The sequence below is a fragment of the Salmonella sp. 741265050_HSA genome, from assembly GCF_046569445.1.
In the GTDB taxonomy this organism is placed as follows: domain Bacteria; phylum Pseudomonadota; class Gammaproteobacteria; order Enterobacterales; family Enterobacteriaceae; genus Salmonella; species Salmonella enterica.
Map to the genome: position 1 here is coordinate 1 of NZ_JBKFSV010000018.1, position 20,633 is coordinate 20,633.

The 20,633-nt window shown below is 53.9% G+C and carries 16 protein-coding genes and 1 riboswitch; of the genes, 8 read left to right on the forward strand and 8 right to left on the reverse strand.

Annotated elements, in window-relative coordinates:
* Window positions 1–93 precede the first annotated feature (93 nt).
* Both murI and btuB read right to left on the reverse strand, forming a co-directional pair.
* Window positions 94–945, reverse strand: a complete 852-nt coding sequence (murI, locus tag ACLD4F_RS19755) for a glutamate racemase (protein WP_000201804.1) — start codon at window positions 943–945, stop codon at window positions 94–96.
* The gene (gene btuB / locus ACLD4F_RS19760; protein WP_000591411.1) at window positions 890–2,734 is read right to left on the reverse strand and encodes a TonB-dependent vitamin B12 receptor BtuB; all 1,845 of its coding nucleotides are present in this window, start codon (window positions 2,732–2,734) and stop codon (window positions 890–892) included. The genes murI and btuB overlap by 56 nt, the downstream gene beginning before the upstream one ends.
* A gap of 65 nt (window positions 2,735–2,799) precedes the next feature.
* A riboswitch (cobalamin riboswitch) is annotated at window positions 2,800–2,993 on the reverse strand.
* A 114-nt stretch (window positions 2,994–3,107) separates the two neighbouring features.
* On the opposite strand from btuB, the gene trmA reads away from it, so the two are divergent.
* Window positions 3,108–4,208, forward strand: a complete 1,101-nt coding sequence (gene trmA / locus ACLD4F_RS19765; RefSeq protein WP_023137072.1) for a tRNA (uridine(54)-C5)-methyltransferase TrmA — start codon at window positions 3,108–3,110, stop codon at window positions 4,206–4,208.
* Window positions 4,209–4,254: 46 nt separating this feature from the next.
* Here trmA and ACLD4F_RS19770 read toward each other — a convergent pair whose 3' ends face one another.
* Window positions 4,255–4,614: a YijD family membrane protein gene (locus ACLD4F_RS19770; protein WP_000813838.1), complete on the reverse strand. Its 360-nt coding sequence runs from the start codon at window positions 4,612–4,614 to the stop codon at window positions 4,255–4,257.
* Window positions 4,615–4,629: 15 nt separating this feature from the next.
* Complete coding sequence (fabR, locus tag ACLD4F_RS19775) at window positions 4,630–5,265, reverse strand: HTH-type transcriptional repressor FabR (protein WP_000971958.1); 636 nt, start codon at window positions 5,263–5,265, stop codon at window positions 4,630–4,632.
* 198 nt (window positions 5,266–5,463) lie between these two features.
* Between fabR and sthA the strand changes: the two genes are divergently transcribed.
* The gene (sthA, locus tag ACLD4F_RS19780) at window positions 5,464–6,864 is read left to right on the forward strand and encodes a Si-specific NAD(P)(+) transhydrogenase (RefSeq protein ID WP_001120789.1); all 1,401 of its coding nucleotides are present in this window, start codon (window positions 5,464–5,466) and stop codon (window positions 6,862–6,864) included.
* Here the strand turns inward: sthA and oxyR are convergent.
* The 4 genes from oxyR to argC form a co-directional block, all read right to left on the reverse strand.
* Window positions 6,847–7,764, reverse strand: coding sequence for a DNA-binding transcriptional regulator OxyR (gene oxyR, locus ACLD4F_RS19785; RefSeq protein WP_001025919.1), 918 nt, complete (start codon window positions 7,762–7,764; stop codon window positions 6,847–6,849). The genes sthA and oxyR overlap by 18 nt on opposite strands.
* A 283-nt stretch (window positions 7,765–8,047) precedes the next feature.
* Window positions 8,048–9,424: an argininosuccinate lyase gene (argH, locus tag ACLD4F_RS19790; protein ID WP_411011000.1), complete on the reverse strand. Its 1,377-nt coding sequence runs from the start codon at window positions 9,422–9,424 to the stop codon at window positions 8,048–8,050.
* Window positions 9,425–9,541: 117 nt separating this feature from the next.
* Window positions 9,542–10,318, reverse strand: coding sequence for an acetylglutamate kinase (gene argB, locus ACLD4F_RS19795; RefSeq protein ID WP_086776771.1), 777 nt, complete (start codon window positions 10,316–10,318; stop codon window positions 9,542–9,544).
* Window positions 10,319–10,325: 7 nt separating this feature from the next.
* Entirely contained in the window at window positions 10,326–11,330 is a 1,005-nt protein-coding gene (argC, locus tag ACLD4F_RS19800) for an N-acetyl-gamma-glutamyl-phosphate reductase (protein WP_000935336.1), read from the reverse strand.
* A gap of 88 nt (window positions 11,331–11,418) precedes the next feature.
* On the opposite strand from argC, the gene argE reads away from it, so the two are divergent.
* From argE to ACLD4F_RS19830, 6 genes are all read left to right on the forward strand, one after another.
* Window positions 11,419–12,570: an acetylornithine deacetylase gene (argE, locus tag ACLD4F_RS19805; RefSeq protein ID WP_411011001.1), complete on the forward strand. Its 1,152-nt coding sequence runs from the start codon at window positions 11,419–11,421 to the stop codon at window positions 12,568–12,570.
* A 391-nt stretch (window positions 12,571–12,961) separates the two neighbouring features.
* Window positions 12,962–15,613 (forward strand): phosphoenolpyruvate carboxylase, encoded by a 2,652-nt coding sequence (ppc, locus tag ACLD4F_RS19810; protein ID WP_001005549.1) that lies wholly within the window; start codon window positions 12,962–12,964, stop codon window positions 15,611–15,613.
* Window positions 15,614–15,823: 210 nt separating this feature from the next.
* On the forward strand, window positions 15,824–17,557 hold the full coding sequence (locus ACLD4F_RS19815) for a phosphoethanolamine transferase CptA (RefSeq protein WP_080210228.1): 1,734 nt from the start codon (window positions 15,824–15,826) through the stop codon (window positions 17,555–17,557).
* 160 nt (window positions 17,558–17,717) lie between these two features.
* Complete coding sequence (locus ACLD4F_RS19820; RefSeq protein ID WP_000274595.1) at window positions 17,718–18,554, forward strand: helix-turn-helix transcriptional regulator; 837 nt, start codon at window positions 17,718–17,720, stop codon at window positions 18,552–18,554.
* A 254-nt stretch (window positions 18,555–18,808) separates the two neighbouring features.
* The gene (gene fsa / locus ACLD4F_RS19825; RefSeq protein WP_000424866.1) at window positions 18,809–19,471 is read left to right on the forward strand and encodes a fructose-6-phosphate aldolase; all 663 of its coding nucleotides are present in this window, start codon (window positions 18,809–18,811) and stop codon (window positions 19,469–19,471) included.
* Between the two features lie 11 nt (window positions 19,472–19,482).
* Window positions 19,483–20,586, forward strand: a complete 1,104-nt coding sequence (locus ACLD4F_RS19830) for a glycerol dehydrogenase (protein ID WP_000374041.1) — start codon at window positions 19,483–19,485, stop codon at window positions 20,584–20,586.
* Window positions 20,587–20,633: the final 47 nt, after the last annotated feature.

Below are 20,633 nucleotides of genomic sequence, written 5' to 3' on the forward strand. Positions count from 1 at the left end.
GTCAGTGGTGGCGCATTATAGGGAGTTATTTCTGCCTGACAAGAGGAAATTTAAAATAATTTTTCAAGTGCCTGGTATTTACCCAAAACGCCATTAAACCGCCAGTTTTTCGAGCGTTTCAAAGCCATAACGCTGTAAAACGGGTAATAATTGTTCAGCTCCTGGCGTCATTGCCATGCAATAAGCAATATTGGCATCGGTTGATTTCGCATCCGGCGCTTCATGTTCCAACAGCCAGGCTGTACGACGCGCTATCGCCGCGCCGGAATCCACTAACCGCGTCCCTTCGGGCAGGACTTGCAAAAGCTCGTCCCGTAATAGAGGGAAATGCGTACACCCCAGAACGACCGTATCAGGCGGCTCCGGCATTCGTAGCCATGGGCGTAATATGCGGCGCAGCTCTTCCAGCGATACCGAGTCGCCATGTAGTTTAGCTTCCGCCAGTTCCACCAGTTCTGCCGACCCCAACATCGCTATCTGACATTCATTAGCGAAGCGCGCAATCAGCTCGTGAGTATAAGGACGTTTGACCGTGGCTCTCGTCGCCAGTAGCCCGACGACGCCATTGGCGGTCAGCCGCGCCGCTGGTTTAATCGCAGGCACAACGCCCACTACCGGGAAGGCAAACTTTTCACGTAATGCGGGAAGTGAGACCGTACTGGCGGTATTGCAGGCAATCACCGCCAGTGAAAGGGGATAGCGCTGCTGTACCGCAGTCACAATCTCGACAACGCGCTCGACGATAAACGTTTCACTCTTTTCCCCGTAGGGGAAAGCCACGTTATCAAAAGCATATATATAGTGGAGATCCGGCAGGAGCCGCCGAATCTCATCATAGACCGACAATCCACCGACGCCGGAATCAAATACCAGCACGGTGGGACGTGGTTCAGAAGGTGTAGCTGCCAGACAAGGTGTATTCTCGTCCTGCAGTTTGGTAGCCATAAACTGTCTCGTAATCTTTGTCGAACAGGTTGGCTATTTTACCACGAACTGTCAGATGTGAGGTGACCGGATATGCAACCGTAAGATCCCATAAACTGACGCCGCCCATTTTTACCGTCCGGTATGGGTAAGCGGAGTAATCCGAATCATAGCGGGAACCAAGGTATTGATATGTCACCCCCCAGTCAAAATCGTAAACGTCCCAGTCAAGTTGATATTTTGCCATCTGTTTGGAACGCCGGGGTAATGGCGTATCGGTAATCGCATTACGCGCATCAACGTAATCGTAACTGACCGTATGCGTTAACGGTCCGGTATCGAAATTCGCCGTCGCCTCAATACCTTTAATGCGCGCCTTACCTTCGTTGTAATATTTTTGCAGATGATCGTCATAATCGATCATGTCATTAATATCGTTACGATAACCTGAAATACGCCAGCTGACGCCAGCGGTTAGCCCTTCAAATGCGCCTTCCCACTGTTTACTCTTTTCAGGATTCAGGTTCGGATTACCGTAATAACCATACAGTTGGCCTAAATTAGGCGCTTTGTAGGAGGTTCCGTAGGAAGCAATAAAGCGATAACCTTCTATAAACTCCCATCCCGCACTGGTTTGCCATGTACCGTGACGACCAAACTGGGAGTTGTCATCACTGCGCGCCGCCGCTTCCAGAGTGAAGTCACCCAATTGTTGTAATCCTGTCAGGTAAACCCCGGTATTACGCTGGTCATATCCCTCGGGCACATAGCCGGTACCTGGCGTGGTAGTCTGTTTCTGCCAGTCTACGCCCGCCCCAACATTACCGTGCCCCACGACCACACTGTTGGTCCATTGAACATTGTACTGTTTCATCTCATCCAGCGTGGCGGAGGTATCATACCGGCCATAGTGCGGATCATAGTTGTAATCTTTACTGTGGCTATAGCTTGAAACCAGCTGAGACTGAATACGTTCGCCATTAAAGCGCAGCCCGGCATCCCAGCTTTGGCTATAAAGTTTGCGTGTATCAATCAGCGGCGAGCCCGGCGAGTAATAGGCGTCGTAATCGGTACGGTTATCGTAGCCATAACCACGCACGAATCCGCTCCAGCGATCAGAAAAGGTATGCTCTAACGCGCCATAAAGCGTTTTACTCAAAAAGCCGTCCCGGTCAGGCTGCGCCTGCATCCCGGTACCGCCTTTCGCTACCACGTCAAACCCTTTGGTGTATTCGTAATCGCCGATCAACGTCGCCCGCGTGTTTTCGCCAAGTTGCTGTTGCGTCGAGAGGTCGTAATTCTGGTAGCTATTGCTTCCCCATCCAGCGGTTAATTCTGTGCCTGGGTTATCGCGCGTCGTAATGATATTCACTACACCGCCGATAGCATCGGAACCATAAATAGCGGAACGCGGACCACGAATATATTCAATGCGCTGTACCAGCGACACCGGGAATTGGCTGAGATCGGCGGACCCGCTCACGCCTGCTAAATTCAGACGCACGCCGTCAATCAATACCAGTACATGGCTGGAGTTGGTGCCGCGAATGAAAATGGAGGAGTTTTGTCCGGCGCCGCCGCTCTGCGCAATATCGACGCCAGGCAAACGGCGCAGAACATCATTTACGGAGGTTGATTGCCAGCGTTCAATATCCTGACGCGTCACGATGGTAACGGGCGCCAGAACCGCGCTGCGCGGCTGCTGAAAACGGTTGGCGGTGACAACCAGGGTATCCGGGCTAGTGTCCTGCGCCCAAGCGGAAAAGGCCGTGACGGAGAACGCCGTCAGCAGCGTAGCTTTTTTAATCATTGTAAAGCATCCACAATATAAGAAGGATGCCGCAGGCTTCATCGATAGTACGCGATGATGAAAAACCAGATGCGACGTTAGCCGGCAGGTCTTCGGGCTTGGAGGGTTATCCGTTGGCTGGATAGCAGAAATGATGACTTCCCGCCGGAGGCAGTGTCTGCTTACGCTCTCATCTCACCTTTCCTTACCGCTGCGCGTCAGCTCCAGATTTTCACTGGATTCCCTATTAACTCACAGGACCGGCCCACGGATGCTACCGTCTGTCACAACACCCTGTCCAGACTGCGCATCACAAATCAGAAATCATCAATAGCTGGACATCCACTGAGCAATCCCTACAATCCCCGCGTACTTTTATTATTCAGGATGCGATATGACCCCCGAACATCTTCCGACAGAACAGTATGAGGCGCAGCTGGCCGAAAAAGTGGCACGCTTGCAGAGTATGATGGCGCCGTTTTCTGGCCTGGTTCCGGAAGTATTTCGCTCGCCGGTCAGTCACTATCGTATGCGTGCGGAATTTCGCCTGTGGCATGACGGCGATGATCTGTACCACATTATGTTTGATCAGCAGACCAAAAGCCGGATTCGCGTTGACACCTTCCCGGCGGCCAGCCAACTGATTAATACCTTAATGAAGGCGATGATTGCCGGCGTGCGCGATAATCATGCACTGCGGCATAAGCTGTTCCAGATCGATTATCTCACGACCTTGAGCAACCAGGCGGTAGTGTCGTTGCTGTACCATAAGAAGCTGGACGAAGAGTGGCGTGAAGCCGCCACTGCGTTACGCGATGCTTTACGCGCGCAAGGTCTGAACGTACACCTGATTGGCCGGGCTACTAAAACCAAGATCGAATTGGATCAGGATTATATTGATGAGCGTCTGCCTGTGGCAGGTAAAGAGATGATCTACCGCCAGGTCGAAAACAGCTTTACGCAGCCAAACGCCGCCATGAATATTCAGATGTTAGAGTGGGCGCTGGAGGTGACGAAAGACTCAAAAGGCGATCTGCTTGAGTTGTATTGCGGCAACGGCAATTTTTCTTTAGCGCTGGCGCGCAATTTTAACCGCGTGCTGGCAACCGAAATCGCCAAACCGTCCGTCGCTGCCGCACAGTACAATATTGCCGCTAATCATATTGATAATGTGCAAATTATTCGCATGGCGGCGGAAGAGTTTACCCAGGCGATGAACGGCGTTCGTGAGTTTAACCGCCTGCAGGGGATCGACCTGAAGCGCTATCAGTGCGAAACCATTTTTGTCGATCCGCCGCGCAGCGGTCTGGACAGCGAAACGGAAAAAATGGTGCAGGCTTATCCACGTATTCTGTACATTTCCTGCAATCCGGAAACGTTGTGCAAAAACCTGGAAACGTTCAGCCAGACGCACACGGTGTCTCGCCTGGCGCTATTCGATCAGTTCCCGTATACGCATCATATGGAATGCGGGGTATTACTCACCGCAAGGTAAAATGTACGTCGGATGGCCGGTTATACCGCCATCCGGCATTCGCACACTATTCCGCGGTGTCCTGCTTGCGGTTACGCAGTTTAAAGCCAATCCAGAATACCAGAATCACCGACAGCACCGCCGGGAAGAAATTAGAGCCAATATCCGGATATTCTGCACGCACGACGGTGCTATACAGTAAAACGCCAAGAATGAAACAAGCGGCGGCCAACCCCGGCAAACCTACCGGCATAGTACGATTTTGGTAGCGCTGATGCAGGCAATATACCGTCAGCACCAGCGAGATAACCGGGAATACGGAGAACGGCACAATAGCGCTAAACAGCGCCGCGAATGTGCCGTTAATCGATAAGCCAGCGATGAGCGCCAGCAACAGCGTACCTTTATCTTGACCTGACTGTTTCATTACTCGTCCTTCACGTTATTCGGAATGATGTGCTATTTTCTCTTGCTCACGGCGATACCAGTAATACGCCCCTTTCGCAATCATGCGCAGTTGCAATACCAGCCGCTCTTCTAATTGCCGACGCTGTTCAGCGCCGATGTCCAACGCCTCTGCGCCCGCGCTAAAGACAATAGTCACCATCGCTTCGGCCTGGGCTTCAGTAAACGCGCGCGGCATATGGTTTTCGAGTTCCAGATAGTCGGCAAGTTCCGCAATAAAATGCTGAATCTCCCGCGCGACGGCGGCACGAAACGCCGCTGAAGTGCCGGAACGTTCGCGCAACAACAGACGGAAGGCGTTGGGATTGTTGCCGATAAACTCCATAAATGTGGAGACCGACGTGCGAATGACGCTGCCGCCTTTCGCGATGCGCTGCCGCGCCTGACGCATCAACTGACGCAGCATCAGACCGCTTTCATCCACCATCGTCAGACCGAGTTCATCGACATCGCGAAAATGACGGTAAAACGACGTTGGCGCAATGCCCGCTTCACGCGCCACCTCACGCAAACTCAGGCTGGCAAAACTCCGCTCAGCGCTCAGTTGGCTGAATGCGGCTTCCACCAGCGAACGCCGGGTTTTTTCTTTTTGTTGCGCTCTAACACCCATCACAATGTCTGAATCCTTCCATATGCCTTATTCGGCACTATACCAGAGAATAAAAGTAACGGGTTCACACTGGATTGTGAATGATTGTTTACAGACAGTTTGTGCTCCGGCTTCGCAAAAAAGCACAACGATAATTGGGTTAAAGCTGGGCAAATGTTATCATCGTGTTTATTTTATGTATAAAAACAGGTGAGTAATACCATGCCACATTCCTGGGATTATGATGCAGTCGTCATAGGGTCAGGCCCCGGCGGTGAAGGCGCTGCAATGGGTCTGGTTAAGCAAGGAGCACGCGTCGCGGTGATTGAGCGTTATCATAACGTTGGCGGCGGATGTACCCACTGGGGCACCATTCCATCCAAAGCCCTTCGCCACGCCGTCAGCCGCATTATTGAATTTAATCAAAACCCGCTCTATAGCGACCACTCCCGTCTTCTTCGTTCTTCATTCGCCGATATCCTTAATCATGCCGATAACGTGATTAATCAACAAACGCGTATGCGTCAGGGGTTTTATGAGCGTAACCACTGTGAAATCTTGCAGGGCAACGCCCATTTTATTGACGAACATACCCTGGCGCTGGAATGCCATGACGGCACGGTTGAAACCCTGACGGCAGAAAAATTTGTTATTGCCTGTGGTTCGCGTCCTTACCATCCCAATGATGTGGATTTCTCGCATCCGCGCATTTATGACAGCGACTCAATCCTGAGTCTCCACCATGAACCGCGCCACGTTATTATTTACGGCGCTGGCGTTATCGGCTGCGAATATGCGTCCATCTTCCGCGGTATGGATGTGAAAGTGGATCTGATCAACACCCGCGATCGCCTGCTGGCCTTTCTCGATCAGGAGATGTCCGACTCTCTCTCTTACCATTTCTGGAATAGCGGCGTGGTGATTCGCCACAATGAAGAGTATGAGAAAATCGAAGGCTGCGATGATGGCGTCATCATGCACCTGAAATCCGGCAAAAAACTGAAGGCTGACTGCCTGCTCTATGCTAATGGCCGTACCGGTAACACCGATTCGCTGGCGCTGGAGAATATTGGTCTGGAAACAGATAGCCGTGGACAGCTCAAAGTCAACAGTATGTACCAGACCGCCCTGCCGCACGTCTATGCGGTGGGCGACGTGATTGGCTATCCCAGTCTGGCCTCCGCCGCCTACGATCAGGGGCGTATTGCAGCGCAGGCGCTGGTGAAAGGCGAAGCGACCGCACATCTTATCGAAGATATCCCCACCGGGATTTATACCATTCCGGAAATCAGTTCTGTCGGCAAAACCGAGCAACAGTTAACGGCAATGAAAGTGCCTTACGAAGTGGGCCGCGCGCAATTTAAGCATCTGGCGCGAGCGCAAATCGTCGGCATGAACGTCGGCACGCTAAAAATTCTCTTCCACCGCGAAACCAAAGAAATTCTGGGGATTCACTGCTTTGGCGAACGCGCCGCCGAAATTATTCATATCGGCCAGGCGATCATGGAGCAGAAAGGTGGCGGTAACACCATCGAATACTTCGTTAACACCACCTTTAACTACCCAACCATGGCGGAAGCTTATCGGGTTGCGGCGTTGAACGGCTTAAACCGCCTGTTTTAACGCCTTGTCGAAATGGCCATCCATTGCGCCACGGATGGCCTCTGCCAGTTGCTCATAACGGCTACGCAGCGGCGATCCCGGGCGATAAACCAGCCCCACGGTACGACGCGGCTCCGGCTTAATGCATGGCAGATAAACCACGCCGTCGCGCTTACGCTCCTGCGGTACGGCCAGCGCGGGGAGTAGTGTAATACCACTGCCCGCCGCCACCATGTTGCGCAGCGTTTCCAGACTGGTCGCCCGGAAATGGGTATCTTCATCCGCTCCCGCTTCAAAACAGAACCCCATCGCCTGATCGCGCAGACAGTGGCCATCTTCCAGCATCAGCAATTTCTCGCCCGCCAGGTCGGACATCGGCACGCGATCGCGATTCGCCCACGGATGATCCTCATAAATAGCCAGCATCATGGGCTCATCAAACAGCGGCACTTCGATAAACGCCTCGCTCTCTTTCACCAGCGCCAGAATAGCGCAGTCAAGCTTGCCGCTATCGAGTTGCGCTAACAACTGATGCGTTTGCGCCTCATGCAGATACATTTCCAGCTTCGGGAAAGTCTGGTGCAACATTGGAATGATAAGCGGCAGCAAATAGGGACCAATTGTTGGGATTAAACCAATATGCAGCGGGCCGGACATCGTCTCGCCTTGTTGGCTTGCCATCTCCTTGAGCACCTTGACCTCACGCAGTACGGTACGCGCCTGATCCACCAGCAGTAAGCCCGCCTGGGTAAACAGCACCTTACGGCTCGTACGCTCCAGCAGCATAACGCCCAGCTCATCTTCCAGCTTACGTATTTGCCCACTAAGGGTTGGCTGGCTGACGTGACAGGAGTCCGCCGCTCGCCGGAAATGGCGATGTTCGGCTAACGCCACCAGATATTCAAGATCACGAATATTCATTATTCATCCTCCGTCGCCACGATAGTTCATGGCGATAGGTAGCATAGCAATGAACGATTATCCCTATCAACCTTTCTGATTAATAATACATCACAGAACGGAGCGGTTTCTCGTTTAACCCTTGAAGACACCGCCCGTTCAGAGGGTATCTCTCGAACCCGAAATAACTAAAGCCAACGTGAACTTTTGCGGACCTCTGGTCCGCTTTTTTTTGCGTAAAAAAGCCCGGCGTCGCTGATGCTCGGCCGGGCAGTATTACCTGATAGCGCGACGCTTATAAGGCCTACAACGCGAGGCGCGCCTTCGCATCGTCGATGGCCTGCGCCACCTGCTGCGGAGAAACGCCGCCTTTTGCCGCCCGTTTATCCAGACACGACTGCAAAGACAATATCGGATACACATCGTCGCCAATCACGCGGCTGAATTTCTGTAAATCGGCCAGCGGCAACGCTTCCAGCGGCTTACCCTGGAGAATAGCTTCTACCACCGCTTCGCCGACAATATGGTGCGCTTCACGGAACGGCACGCCTTTCGCGACCAGGTAATCCGCCAGCTCCGTGGCGTTGGCATACCCCTGTTGCGCCGCGTCCTGACAACGTGGGCGTTTCACCTGAATACCGTCCAGCACTAACGCCGCCATATGCAGGCAGTCAAGCCAGGTATCGAGCGCATCGAACAGCCCTTCTTTGTCTTCCTGCATATCTTTGTTATACGCCAGCGGCAGACCTTTTAAGGTCATCATCATGCCGGTTAGCGCCCCTTGTACGCGACCGCACTTACCGCGAATCAGCTCCAGCGCGTCCGGGTTTTTCTTCTGCGGCATTAACGATGAACCGGAAGTCACGCGGTCAGAAAGCTCTACAAAACCCGCTTCACCAGAATTAAAGAAAATCAGATCTTCCGCGAAGCGTGACAGATGCACCATGCCGATAGCCGCATCAGAAAGCAGTTCCAGTACGTGGTCACGATCGGACACGCTGTCCAGGCTGTTGCGGGTCGCAGACGCAAAGCCCAGCCAGCCTGCCAATTGTTCACGGTCAATTTCATAGGCCGTTCCCGCCAACGCGCCGCAACCTAGCGGACTCACGTCCAGACGTTTAAGCGTGTCCTGCAGGCGGCTTTCATCGCGCGCCAGCATTTCGACATACGCGAGACACCAGTGGGCGAAAGTCACTGGCTGCGCGCGTTGCAGATGGGTATATCCCGGCATTACCGCGTCCTGGTTCGCCTGCGCGTTTTCCACCAGCGCGCTCTGTAGCTGGCGGTTAGCGGTAAGCAGTTCCCTCACCGTCTCTTTGCACCACAGTTTCAGGTCCGTCGCCACCTGATCGTTACGGCTGCGCCCGGTGTGCAGCTTTTTACCCAACTGACCCACTTTGTCGATGAGCTTACCTTCCACCCAGCTATGGATATCTTCCGCATCGCTTTGCAGGATTTGCTGCGGATTCGCGCGAACCTCTTCCAGCAGCACGTTCAGCGCTTCTTCCAACTGTCGTTGCTCATCGGCAGTCAGTACGCCTACCGTGACCAATGCTTTGGACCAGGCCACAGAACCGACAATATCCTGCTCCGCCAGACGGTAATCGAAGCGCAACGAATCATTGAATTGTTTAAACCGCTGGTCTGCCGCCTGTGTAAAACGCCCACCCCAAAGTGCCATAATAGACTTCCTTAAATTCTTCGAATTTCACTGCCGGATAGCGCTACGCTTATCCGGCTTACAATTTCTGTTCACGTAGGCCCGATAAGGCGCAGCCGCCATCGGGCGAACAAATAGTTAAGCCAGAATACGCGTGCCAATCGGCGTGCCGTTAAACAGTGCAGGCAATTGTTCCGCATGACGCCAGGAAGCAATATCCACTGGGCGACCCAGCGCCCGCGCAGCATCGAGAGCCGCATTCACTTTCACAATCATCCCGTCGGTAATAATGCCCTGGTCGATAAGCTGCTCGGCTTTGGACGCCGTCATTTCGGCGATACGCTGGCCTTTGCCGTCCAGAATACCGCTCACGTCAGAAAGCAGGATCAGATCGGCCCCCAGCGTCGCCGCCAGCGCGGTTGCCGCCTGATCGGCGTTGACGTTCATCAGTTGGCCGTCGTCTGTTACGCCAATGGAGCTGACCACCGGCAGAAAGCCGTTTTCCAGCAGCATGTTAATCAGCTTCGGCGACCCCGGCTGCGCCAGCCCGACGTGGCCTAACGCTTCATCGAGTTGGGTCACTTTTACGCTGTCGCCATCACCCAGAAACAGACCAACAGAGGCGATATGGTGTTTCTTCGCCCAGGCCAGCAGAGTCTTGTTAGCGGTTCCCGCCAGCGCGCCGGTAATGATGCCAATCTGATCGGCAGGCGTCACGCGCAGGCCGTCTTTCTTTTTCACTGGCAAATTCAGCCCTTTCATCAGCTCATCCACCACGCAACCGCCGCCGTGAACAATCACCAGCGGACGCTGATGGGACTCACGATAGTTGACCAGCGCGGTAAAAAGACGTTCCAGAGCCTCTTCGCTATCCAGTAATACGCCACCCAGCTTGATAATTAATGGATTCATCATTTCACCCCTAAATAAGAGACTGCGTTTCAGCGAAGCCAAAACGAATATTAGCGCACTGCACCGCCTGCGCCGCTGCGCCTTTCAACAAGTTGTCTTCGGTTGCCACCACAATCAGATGTTCGCCCTGGACGGCAAAACCAATATCGCAGAACGGCAGCCCGACGACGTTCTTTAACGCCGGAACGCCTTTGTCATACAGGCGCACCAGCGGTTTGTCGCCATAGGCTTTTTGCAACACGTCGGCGACCTGCGCATGGGTTACTCCCGCTTTCAGGCGGCAGGTAATGGTTTCCAGAATCCCGCGCGGAAAATTCCCCAGATGCGGGGTGAAGATGACCTCCGCGCCCAGATGGACGGCGATTTCCGGCTGATGACGATGCGTAAACACGCCATACGGTTGCAGACTCACTTCACAGAAACTGTTCGAAATTGCTGCCTTGCGCCCCGCGCCGCTCACCCCGCTGGTGGCATTAATTACCGGCCACTGCGTCAGATCCAGAAGCCCGCCGTCAATCAGCGGTTTTAGCGACAACTGCGCTGCGGTTGGATAGCAACCAGGAACCGCAATCAGATTCGCCGTGTTCAGTTTATCGGCATTCCACTCCGCCAGACCGTACACCGCCTGCTCCAGCAGCTCAGGATACTGATGAGTAAATCCGTAGTACTTTTCATAGAAGGCGCGATCGTTTACCCGAAACGCGCCGGAAAGATCGAATACGACGCATCCGGCCTGTAAAAATTGCGGTGCCAGATCGTGGCTCACTTCATGCGCTGTCGCCAGGAACACCACATCAACATCTGCGCTAAAGTCACGTACATCCGACATCGGTTGCAATGGCAGGTCGACAATCCCTTTTAACTGCGGATGTAAATCAGAAATTAACTTTCCTGCATCATTGCTTTGCGCTGAGACGGTCAAAGCGGTTATGGTCATATGTGGGTGGCGATTTACGTAGCTTACAAGCTCTGCGCCCGCATAACCGCTAGCGCCTACAATCAGCGTATTCAACATCGGGTTCCTTTATGCTCAACGTTAATGTATTTTTATTCATAATTAATGCATGAATATTGATACTATCATGACCTGAGGTGTGTCAACAATGAAAAACGTTTTACCGCCATTTATCGAGATTTACCGCGCTCTGATTGCCACACCGTCGATAAGCGCAACCGAAGAATCCCTGGATCAAAGTAATGCGTCTTTAATCACTTTGCTTGCAGGCTGGTTCAGCGAGCTTGGTTTCAACGTAGAGGTTCAACCGGTTCCAGGAACGCGAAACAAATTTAATATGCTCGCCAGCACCGGACATGGCGCGGGCGGTTTGCTGCTGACCGGCCATACCGACACGGTTCCCTTTGATGACGGACGCTGGACGCGCGACCCGTTCACGCTGACCGAGCACGACAATAAGCTCTATGGTCTGGGCACTGCGGATATGAAAGGCTTCTTCGCTTTTATTCTGGACGCGCTACGTGACGTTGACGTCACAAAGTTGAAAAAGCCGCTCTACATTCTGGCGACCGCCGATGAAGAGACCAGCATGGCGGGGGCGCGTTATTTTTCCGAAACCACGGCATTACGTCCGGACTGCGCGATCATTGGCGAACCGACGTCGTTGCAACCGATACGCGCGCACAAAGGGCATATCTCTAATGTCGTTCGCGTCCTGGGGCAGTCCGGTCATTCCAGCGACCCGGCGCGTGGGGTTAACGCCATTGAACTGATGCACGATGCGATTGGCCATATCATGCAACTGCGTGACTCGCTGAAAGCGCGGTATCACTACGAGGCGTTTACCGTTCCGTATCCAACGCTGAATCTGGGCCATATTCACGGCGGCGATGCCTCAAACCGTATCTGCGCCTGCTGCGAATTGCATATGGATATTCGTCCACTGCCGGGCATGACGTTAAACGACCTTAATGGACTGCTTAACGACGCGCTGGCCCCGGTAAGCGAACGCTGGCCGGGCCGCCTGACGGTGGCGGAATTACATCCGCCGATTCCAGGTTACGAGTGCCCACCGGACCACCAACTGGTTGAAGTAGTAGAAAAACTGTTGGGTACGAAAACCGACGTGGTGAACTACTGTACTGAAGCGCCGTTTATGCAGACATTATGTCCAACGCTGGTGCTTGGTCCGGGCTCAATCAATCAGGCGCATCAGCCGGATGAATATCTCGAAACGCGTTTTATTAAGCCAACCCGGGAATTGATTACCCAGGTAGTACACCATTTTTGCTGGCATTAATGCATATTGCCCGGTGACGCGATGTTTACCGGGCCTACCCCGTCTTGTAGGCCGGATAAGCGCAGCGCCATCCGGCATCTCTACGCCACATGTTCATAAGCATTTCTTATTTGGCACGATGCGAATTAACTTTAATAAATTACCGCCATTTTTTCGTTTGCTGAACCGATTTCGCAGTAATTGACGCCACGGGTTTTACGTGGCTTTATAAAGATGAGAAGTGATGTGAAAAAGCTTGGTCCGAAAGATTTCGCGTTGCGGCAAGACGGCAAACGAGCACATCCCAGGGAGCTTACATAAGTAAGTGACCTGGGTGGGAGAGCGCAGCCAACGCCGCCGCAGCGTGAAAGATGCAGGACAATTACAACAGAGATGGGGTGTCTGGGATCATATGAACGAACAATATTCCGCGTTGCGTAGTAATGTCAGTATGCTCGGCAAGGTGCTGGGAGAAACCATCAAGGATGCGCTGGGAGAACACATTCTTGATCGCGTAGAAACAATCCGTAAGCTATCCAAATCTTCACGCGCCGGCAATGAAGCTAATCGCCAGGAGCTGCTCACCACGCTACAAAATTTGTCTAATGACGAGCTGCTGCCAGTTGCGCGCGCGTTTAGTCAGTTCCTGAACCTGGCCAATACAGCCGAGCAATACCACAGCATTTCGCCAAAAGGCGAAGCCGCCAGCAACCCGGAAGTGATTGCCCGCACTCTGCGCAAACTGAAAAACCAACCGGACCTCAACGACGCAACCATCAAAAAAGCGGTAGAGTCGCTGTCTTTGGAGTTGGTGCTAACCGCCCACCCGACAGAAATTACCCGCCGTACGCTTATTCACAAGATGGGTGAAATCAATAACTGTCTGAAACAGCTTGATAATACCGATATCGCCGACTACGAACGCCACCAGGTGATGCGTCGCCTGCGCCAGTTGATTGCCCAATCCTGGCATACGGATGAGATCCGCAAGCAGCGCCCAAGCCCGGTGGATGAAGCCAAATGGGGCTTCGCCGTGGTTGAGAACAGCCTGTGGCAGGGCGTACCTAACTATCTGCGTGAACTGAACGAACAGCTGGAAGAAAATCTCGGCTACAAATTGCCGGTGGATTTTGTGCCGGTACGTTTTACCTCCTGGATGGGCGGCGACCGTGACGGCAACCCGAACGTGACGGCGGATATCACCCGCCACGTACTCTTGTTAAGCCGCTGGAAAGCCACCGATCTGTTCCTGAAAGACATTCATGTTCTGGTATCAGAACTGTCGATGGTCGACGCCACGCCGGAGCTGCTGGCGTTAGTGGGCGAAGAAGGCGCGTCTGAACCGTATCGCTACCTGATGAAAAAATTGCGCGCCCGTCTGATGGCGACCCAGTCCTGGCTGGAAGCGCGTCTGAAAGGCGAGAAACTGCCCAAACCGGATGGCCTGCTGACGCAAAACGAGCAGCTCTGGGAACCTCTGTACGCCTGCTACCAGTCGTTACAGGCCTGCGGCATGGGCATTATCGCCAACGGCGAGTTACTCGACACGCTCCGCCGCGTGAAGTGTTTCGGCGTACCGCTGGTGCGTATTGATATCCGTCAGGAGAGCACCCGCCATACCGAAGCGCTGGGCGAAATTACCCGCTACCTTGGTATTGGCGACTACGAAAGCTGGTCGGAAGCCGACAAGCAGGCCTTCCTGATCCGCGAGCTGAACTCCAAACGTCCGCTGCTGCCGCGTAACTGGGAGCCGAGCAACGATACCCGCGAAGTGCTTGAAACCTGCAAGGTTATTGCCGAAGCGCCAAAAGGGTCGATCGCCGCCTACGTAATTTCAATGGCGAAAACGCCGTCTGATGTGCTGGCTGTGCATCTGCTGCTGAAAGAGGCAGGTATCGGCTTTGCCATGCCGGTCGCGCCGCTGTTCGAAACCCTCGACGACCTGAACAATGCCGACGACGTGATGACCCAGTTGTTGAATATCGACTGGTATCGCGGGCTGATTCAGGGTAAGCAGATGGTCATGATCGGCTACTCCGACTCGGCGAAAGACGCCGGCGTTATGGCCGCGTCATGGGCGCAGTATCAGGCGCAGGACGCCCTGATCAAAACTTGTGAAAAAGCCGGCATCGAGCTCACCCTCTTCCACGGCCGCGGCGGCTCTATTGGCCGTGGCGGCGCGCCAGCCCACGCGGCGCTGCTTTCGCAACCGCCAGGCAGTCTGAAAGGCGGTCTGCGCGTGACCGAGCAGGGCGAGATGATCCGCTTCAAATACGGCCTGCCGGAAGTCACCGTCAGCAGCCTCTCGCTTTACACCAGCGCAATTCTGGAAGCAAACCTGCTGCCGCCGCCGGAACCGAAAGACAGCTGGCGTCATATTATGGATGAGCTTTCCGTCATCTCCTGTGAAACCTACCGCGGCTACGTGCGCGAAAATAAAGACTTTGTACCGTACTTCCGCTCCGCGACGCCGGAACAAGAGCTGGGCAAATTGCCGCTCGGCTCACGTCCGGCGAAACGTCGTCCAACTGGCGGCGTCGAATCGCTGCGCGCGATTCCGTGGATCTTCGCCTGGACGCAAAACCGCCTGATGCTGCCAGCCTGGCTGGGCGCGGGTACTGCGCTGCAAAAAGTGGTGGAAGACGGTAAACAAAGCGAACTGGAAGCCATGTGCCGCGACTGGCCGTTCTTCTCCACGCGTCTTGGGATGCTGGAAATGGTATTCTCGAAAGCCGACCTGTGGCTGGCCGACTATTACGATCAGCGTCTGGTGGCGAAAACGCTATGGCCGCTGGGCAAAGAGCTACGAGACCTGCTGGAAGAAGACATTAAAGTGGTGCTGGCGATTGCCAACGATTCGCACCTGATGGCCGACTTACCGTGGATTGCGGAGTCCATTCAGTTAAGAAACGTTTATACCGATCCATTAAACGTGTTGCAGGCCGAGTTGCTGTATCGTTCCCGTCTGACTGAAGAGCAGGGCAAATCGCCCGATCCTCGCGTCGAACAGGCGTTGATGGTCACGATTGCGGGCGTCGCCGCCGGTATGCGCAACACCGGCTAACGCCAAAAGAAAGCCGCCCTCACGCAGTTATGTGGGGGCGGCATGAAATACTGCTGTCATCCTCGTCATTTTTTCAATATATTCCTGTCTGCATTTTATGCATTTGTAAATCTTTCTTAGCAAAACGTGCGGCATAAAGCAGGTTTGCTTCAGATTCTTTTAAGGTTCAGGCGTTACGTTTGGCGCTACGATTAAAGACAGGCTCTCATTATGCAATCCACATTACTCCAGACTAAACCCGCGTTTAGCTGGAAAGCCCTGGGCTGGGCACTGCTCTACTTTTGGTTCTTTTCCACCCTCCTGCAGGCCATTATTTATCTCACCGGATACAGTGGGACAAACGGTCTGCGGGATTCGCTACTGTACAGCTCACTGTGGCTGATCCCGGTCTTTCTGTTTCCAGGCCGCATCCGGGTTATTGCTGCCGTTATTGGCGTCGTACTTTGGGCCGCCTCGCTGGCGGCACTGAGCTATTACGTAATCTACGGGCAGGAGTTCTCGCAAAGCGTGCTGTTTGTGATGTTTGAAACCAACGCCAATGAAGCCAGCGAATATTTAAGCCAATATTTCAGTCTGAAAATTGTTCTTGTCGCGCTGGCTTATACGGTAGCGGCGATTCTGCTGTGGACACGTCTGCGCCCTGTTTATATTCCATCCCCCTGGCGCTATCTGGTGTCGTTTGCCCTGCTGTACGGGCTGATCCTCCATCCCATCGCGATGAATACCTTTATCAAGCATAAGTCGATGGAGAAAACGCTGGATAGCCTGGCATCACGAATGGAGCCCGCCGCGCCGTGGCAATTTATTACTGGCTACTATCAGTACCGTTTACAGCTCGCCTCGCTGAATAAACTGCTGAATGAAAACGATGCCCTGCCGCCGCTGGCTAACTTCAAAGACCACTCCGGCGATGCGCCGCGCACGCTGGTACTGGTGATTGGCGAATCGACCCAGCGTGGCCGTATGAGCCTGTACGGTTATCCGCGCGAAACCACGCCGGAACTGGACGCGCTGCATAAAACCGACCCCGGGCTGACCGTGTTTAATAACGTGGTAACTTCGCGACCGTACACCATTGAGATTCTGCAACAGGCGCTAACGTTCGCGGACGAAAAGAACCCGGACTGGTATCTGACGAAGCCATCGCTGATGAATATGATGAAACAGGCCGGGTATAAAACCTTCTGGATCACTAACCAGCAGACGATGACGGCGCGTAATACCATGCTGACCGTGTTCTCTAAGCAGACTGATAAGCAGTTCTATATGAACCAGCAGCGCACTCAAAGCGCACGCGAATATGACAGCAACGTGCTGGCGCCGTTTAAAGCGGTGTTAGCCGACCCGGCGCCGAAAAAACTCATTATTGTGCATCTGCTGGGAACGCACATTAAATACAAGTTCCGCTATCCAGAAAACCAGGGCAAGTTTGATGGTAAAACTGACCATGTTCCGCCGGGATTAAGCAGTGACGAGCTGGAATCGTATAATGATTACGACAACGCGAACCTGTATAACGACTATGTTGTCGCCAGCCTGATTAAGGACTATAAAGCGACCGATCCGAACGGTTTCCTGCTCTACTTCTCCGATCACGGTGAAGAAGTGTATGACACGCCGCCGCATAAGACGCAGGGACGAAACGAAGATTCGCCAACCCGTCATATGTATACGGTGCCGTTCCTGCTGTGGACCTCAGAGAAATGGCAGGCGGCGCATCCGCGCGACTTCTCACAGGATGTCGATCGTAAGTACAGCAGTTCCGAGCTTATCCATACCTGGTCGGACTTAGCGGGCCTGACCTATGATGGTTACGACCCGACGCGTTCCATCACCAACCCGCAGTTCAAAGAGACCACGCGCTGGATTGGCAACCCGTATAAGAAAAACGCGCTGATTGATTATGATACGTTGCCGTATGGCGATCAGGTCGGTAATCAATAGCCTGTATGTTGCCCGATAACGCTAACGCTTATCGGGCCTGGCGTTCTTCTCTCCCGTAGTCCGGATAAGGCGCAAAGCGCCGCCATCCGGCAATAATCGCTTGAGGACATCGGTTTTCGACGTTACTGTTTCCTCTGTTTGCGATCGGCAGGGGATTATCATGTATCACGACGTCAGCCACCTTCTCTCCCGTCTCATCAACGGCCCGCTGCCGCTGCGCCAGATTTATTTTGCCAGCGCCAGCGGCCCAGCGCCGGAACTGGCGTACCAGGTGGATTTTCCGCGGCTGGAGATTGTGCTGGAGGGCGAGCTTACTGATATGAGCATTACCGCCCCGCTCATTCCTTGCGATGTTCTCTACGTTCCGGCTGGCGGCTGGAACATCCCGCAGTGGCAAACGCCCGTCACCACCCTGAGCATTCTGTTTGGCAAACAGCAGTTAGGTTTCAGCGTGGTCCACTGGGACGGTCAGCAGCATCAAAACCTCACGAAACAGCACGTTGCGCGCCGCGGCCCGCGTATCGGCTCTTTCCTGTTACAAACGCTTAATGAGATGCAGATGCAGCCGCAAGAGCAGCAAACGGCCAGATTGATTGTCGCCAGCCTACTAAGCCATTGCCGCGATCTGCTCGGCAGCCAAATCCAGACCGCCTCCCGCAGCCGCGCGCTTTTTGAAGCCATTCGGGAGTATATTGATGAACGCTACGCCGCGCCGTTGACGCGCGAATCGGTAGCACAGGCGTTCTATATCTCGCCAAATTACCTCTCGCACCTGTTCCAGAAAACGGGGGCCATCGGCTTTAACGAATACCTGAACCATACGCGGCTGGAACACGCCAAAACGTTGCTGAAGGGTTATGACCTGAAAGTGAAAGAGGTGGCGCACCGCTGCGGCTTTGTCGACAGTAACTATTTCTGCCGCCTGTTTCGCAAAAATACGGAACGCTCGCCGTCGGAGTATCGCCGCCAGTATCACAGCCAGCTAACGGAAAAATAATCCACACGCCAGTAAAGAGAATACAGTAGATAAAACGCGCATTTACTGGATTATTGTAATATCAATGCAAAAACCTCACTCCCCCACATGGCATACAACAGCACGTTATACGTTAACCATCACCAACTTGTGAAGTAAATCACACTTTACCAAGAGCATCACATTTGTCCAGTTTTTGGCAGATTTGTCACATAGCGCATCCGGGGCACGCTCCTTTATCCTGTCCATAACGAAAACTCACGAAGAGAAAGACTATGGAACTCTATCTGGATACCGCTAACGTGGCGGAAGTTGAACGTCTGGCGCGCATTTTCCCGATTGCCGGCGTCACCACCAATCCAAGCATTGTGGCAGCCAGCAAAGAATCTATCTGGGATGTGCTGCCCAGGCTGCAAAACGCCATCGGCGAAGAAGGCACTTTATTTGCGCAGACCATGAGCCGCGACGCGAAAGGGATGGTGGAAGAAGCCAAACGACTGAATAACGCCATCCCCGGCATTGTGGTGAAAATTCCGGTGACCGCCGAAGGTCTTGCAGCGATTAAATTGCTGAAAAAAGAAGGCATCGTGACGCTGGGCACCGCCGTCTACAGCGCGTCGCAGGGCCTGCTGGCGGCGCTGGCGGGCGCAAAATATGTCGCTCCCTACGTCAACCGCGTTGATGCGCAGGGCGGCGATGGCATTCGTATGGTTCAGGAGCTGCAAACGCTACTGGAACATCACGCGCCCGACAGCATGGTGCTGGCGGCCAGCTTTAAAACACCGCGGCAGGCGCTGGATTGCTTACTGGCAGGTTGCCAGGCGATTACCCTTCCTTTAGATGTAGCGCAACAAATGCTCAATACGCCTGCGGTAGAGTCAGCAATAGAGAAGTTTGAGCAAGACTGGAAAAACGCTTTTGGTAATCTGAACCTGTAGGAGAGAAATGTATGGATCGCATTATTCAGTCACCAGGTAAGTATATTCAGGGTGCAAACGTCATCGCGCGTCTTGGCGATTATTTAAAACCAATGGCGAACAACTGGCTGGTTGTGGGCGATAAATTCGTGCTGGGATTTGCCGAAGAGACGCTGCGCAAAAGCCTGACGGGTGCCGGTTTGTCAGTAGAAATCGCCCCGTTTGGCGGCGAATGTTCGCAAAATGAGATCGACAGGCTGCGCGCCGTCGCCGAGAAAAGTCAGTGTGGCGCCGTACTGGGTATCGGCGGCGGTAAAACGCTGGATACCGCCAAAGCGCTGGCGCATTTTATGAACGTCCCGGTCGCTATCGCGCCGACCATCGCCTCTACCGACGCACCGTGCAGCGCGCTCTCGGTTATTTATACCGATGCCGGTGAGTTTGACCGTTATCTGTTGCTGCCGCATAACCCGAATATGGTCATTGTCGATACGCAGATAGTGGCGGGCGCGCCGGCGCGTCTGCTGGCAGCCGGTATCGGCGATGCGCTGGCGACCTGGTTTGAAGCGCGCGCCTGCTCACGCAGCGGCGCCACCACAATGGCGGGCGGTAAGTGTACACAGGCCGCGCTGGCGCTGGCGGAGCTATGCTATAACACGCTGATCGAAGAAGGCGAAAAAGCCATGTTGGCCGCCGAACAGCACGTCGTCACGCCAGCGCTGGAACGCGTCATCGAAGCCAACACCTACCTGAGCGGGGTCGGTTTTGAAAGCGGCGGTCTGGCCGCAGCGCACGCGATTCATAACGGTTTAACGGCGATTCCGGATGCGCACCACTATTATCACGGTGAGAAGGTCGCTTTCGGTACGCTGACGCAACTGGTGCTGGAAAACGCGCCGGTCGAAGAAATCGAAACCGTTGCGGCGCTGTGCCATTCCGTTGGCCTGCCGATTACGCTGGCGCAACTGGATATTAAACAGGATATTCCGGCAAAAATGCGCACCGTCGCGGAAGCCTCCTGCGCAGAAGGTGAAACTATTCATAACATGCCTGGCGGCGCAACGCCGGATGAAGTGTACGCCGCGCTGCTGGTCGCCGACCAGTACGGTCAACGCTTCTTGCAGGAATGGGAATAAGGTCTGCTTGCAATGAAAAATCCCCGCAATTGCGCGGGGATTTTTTT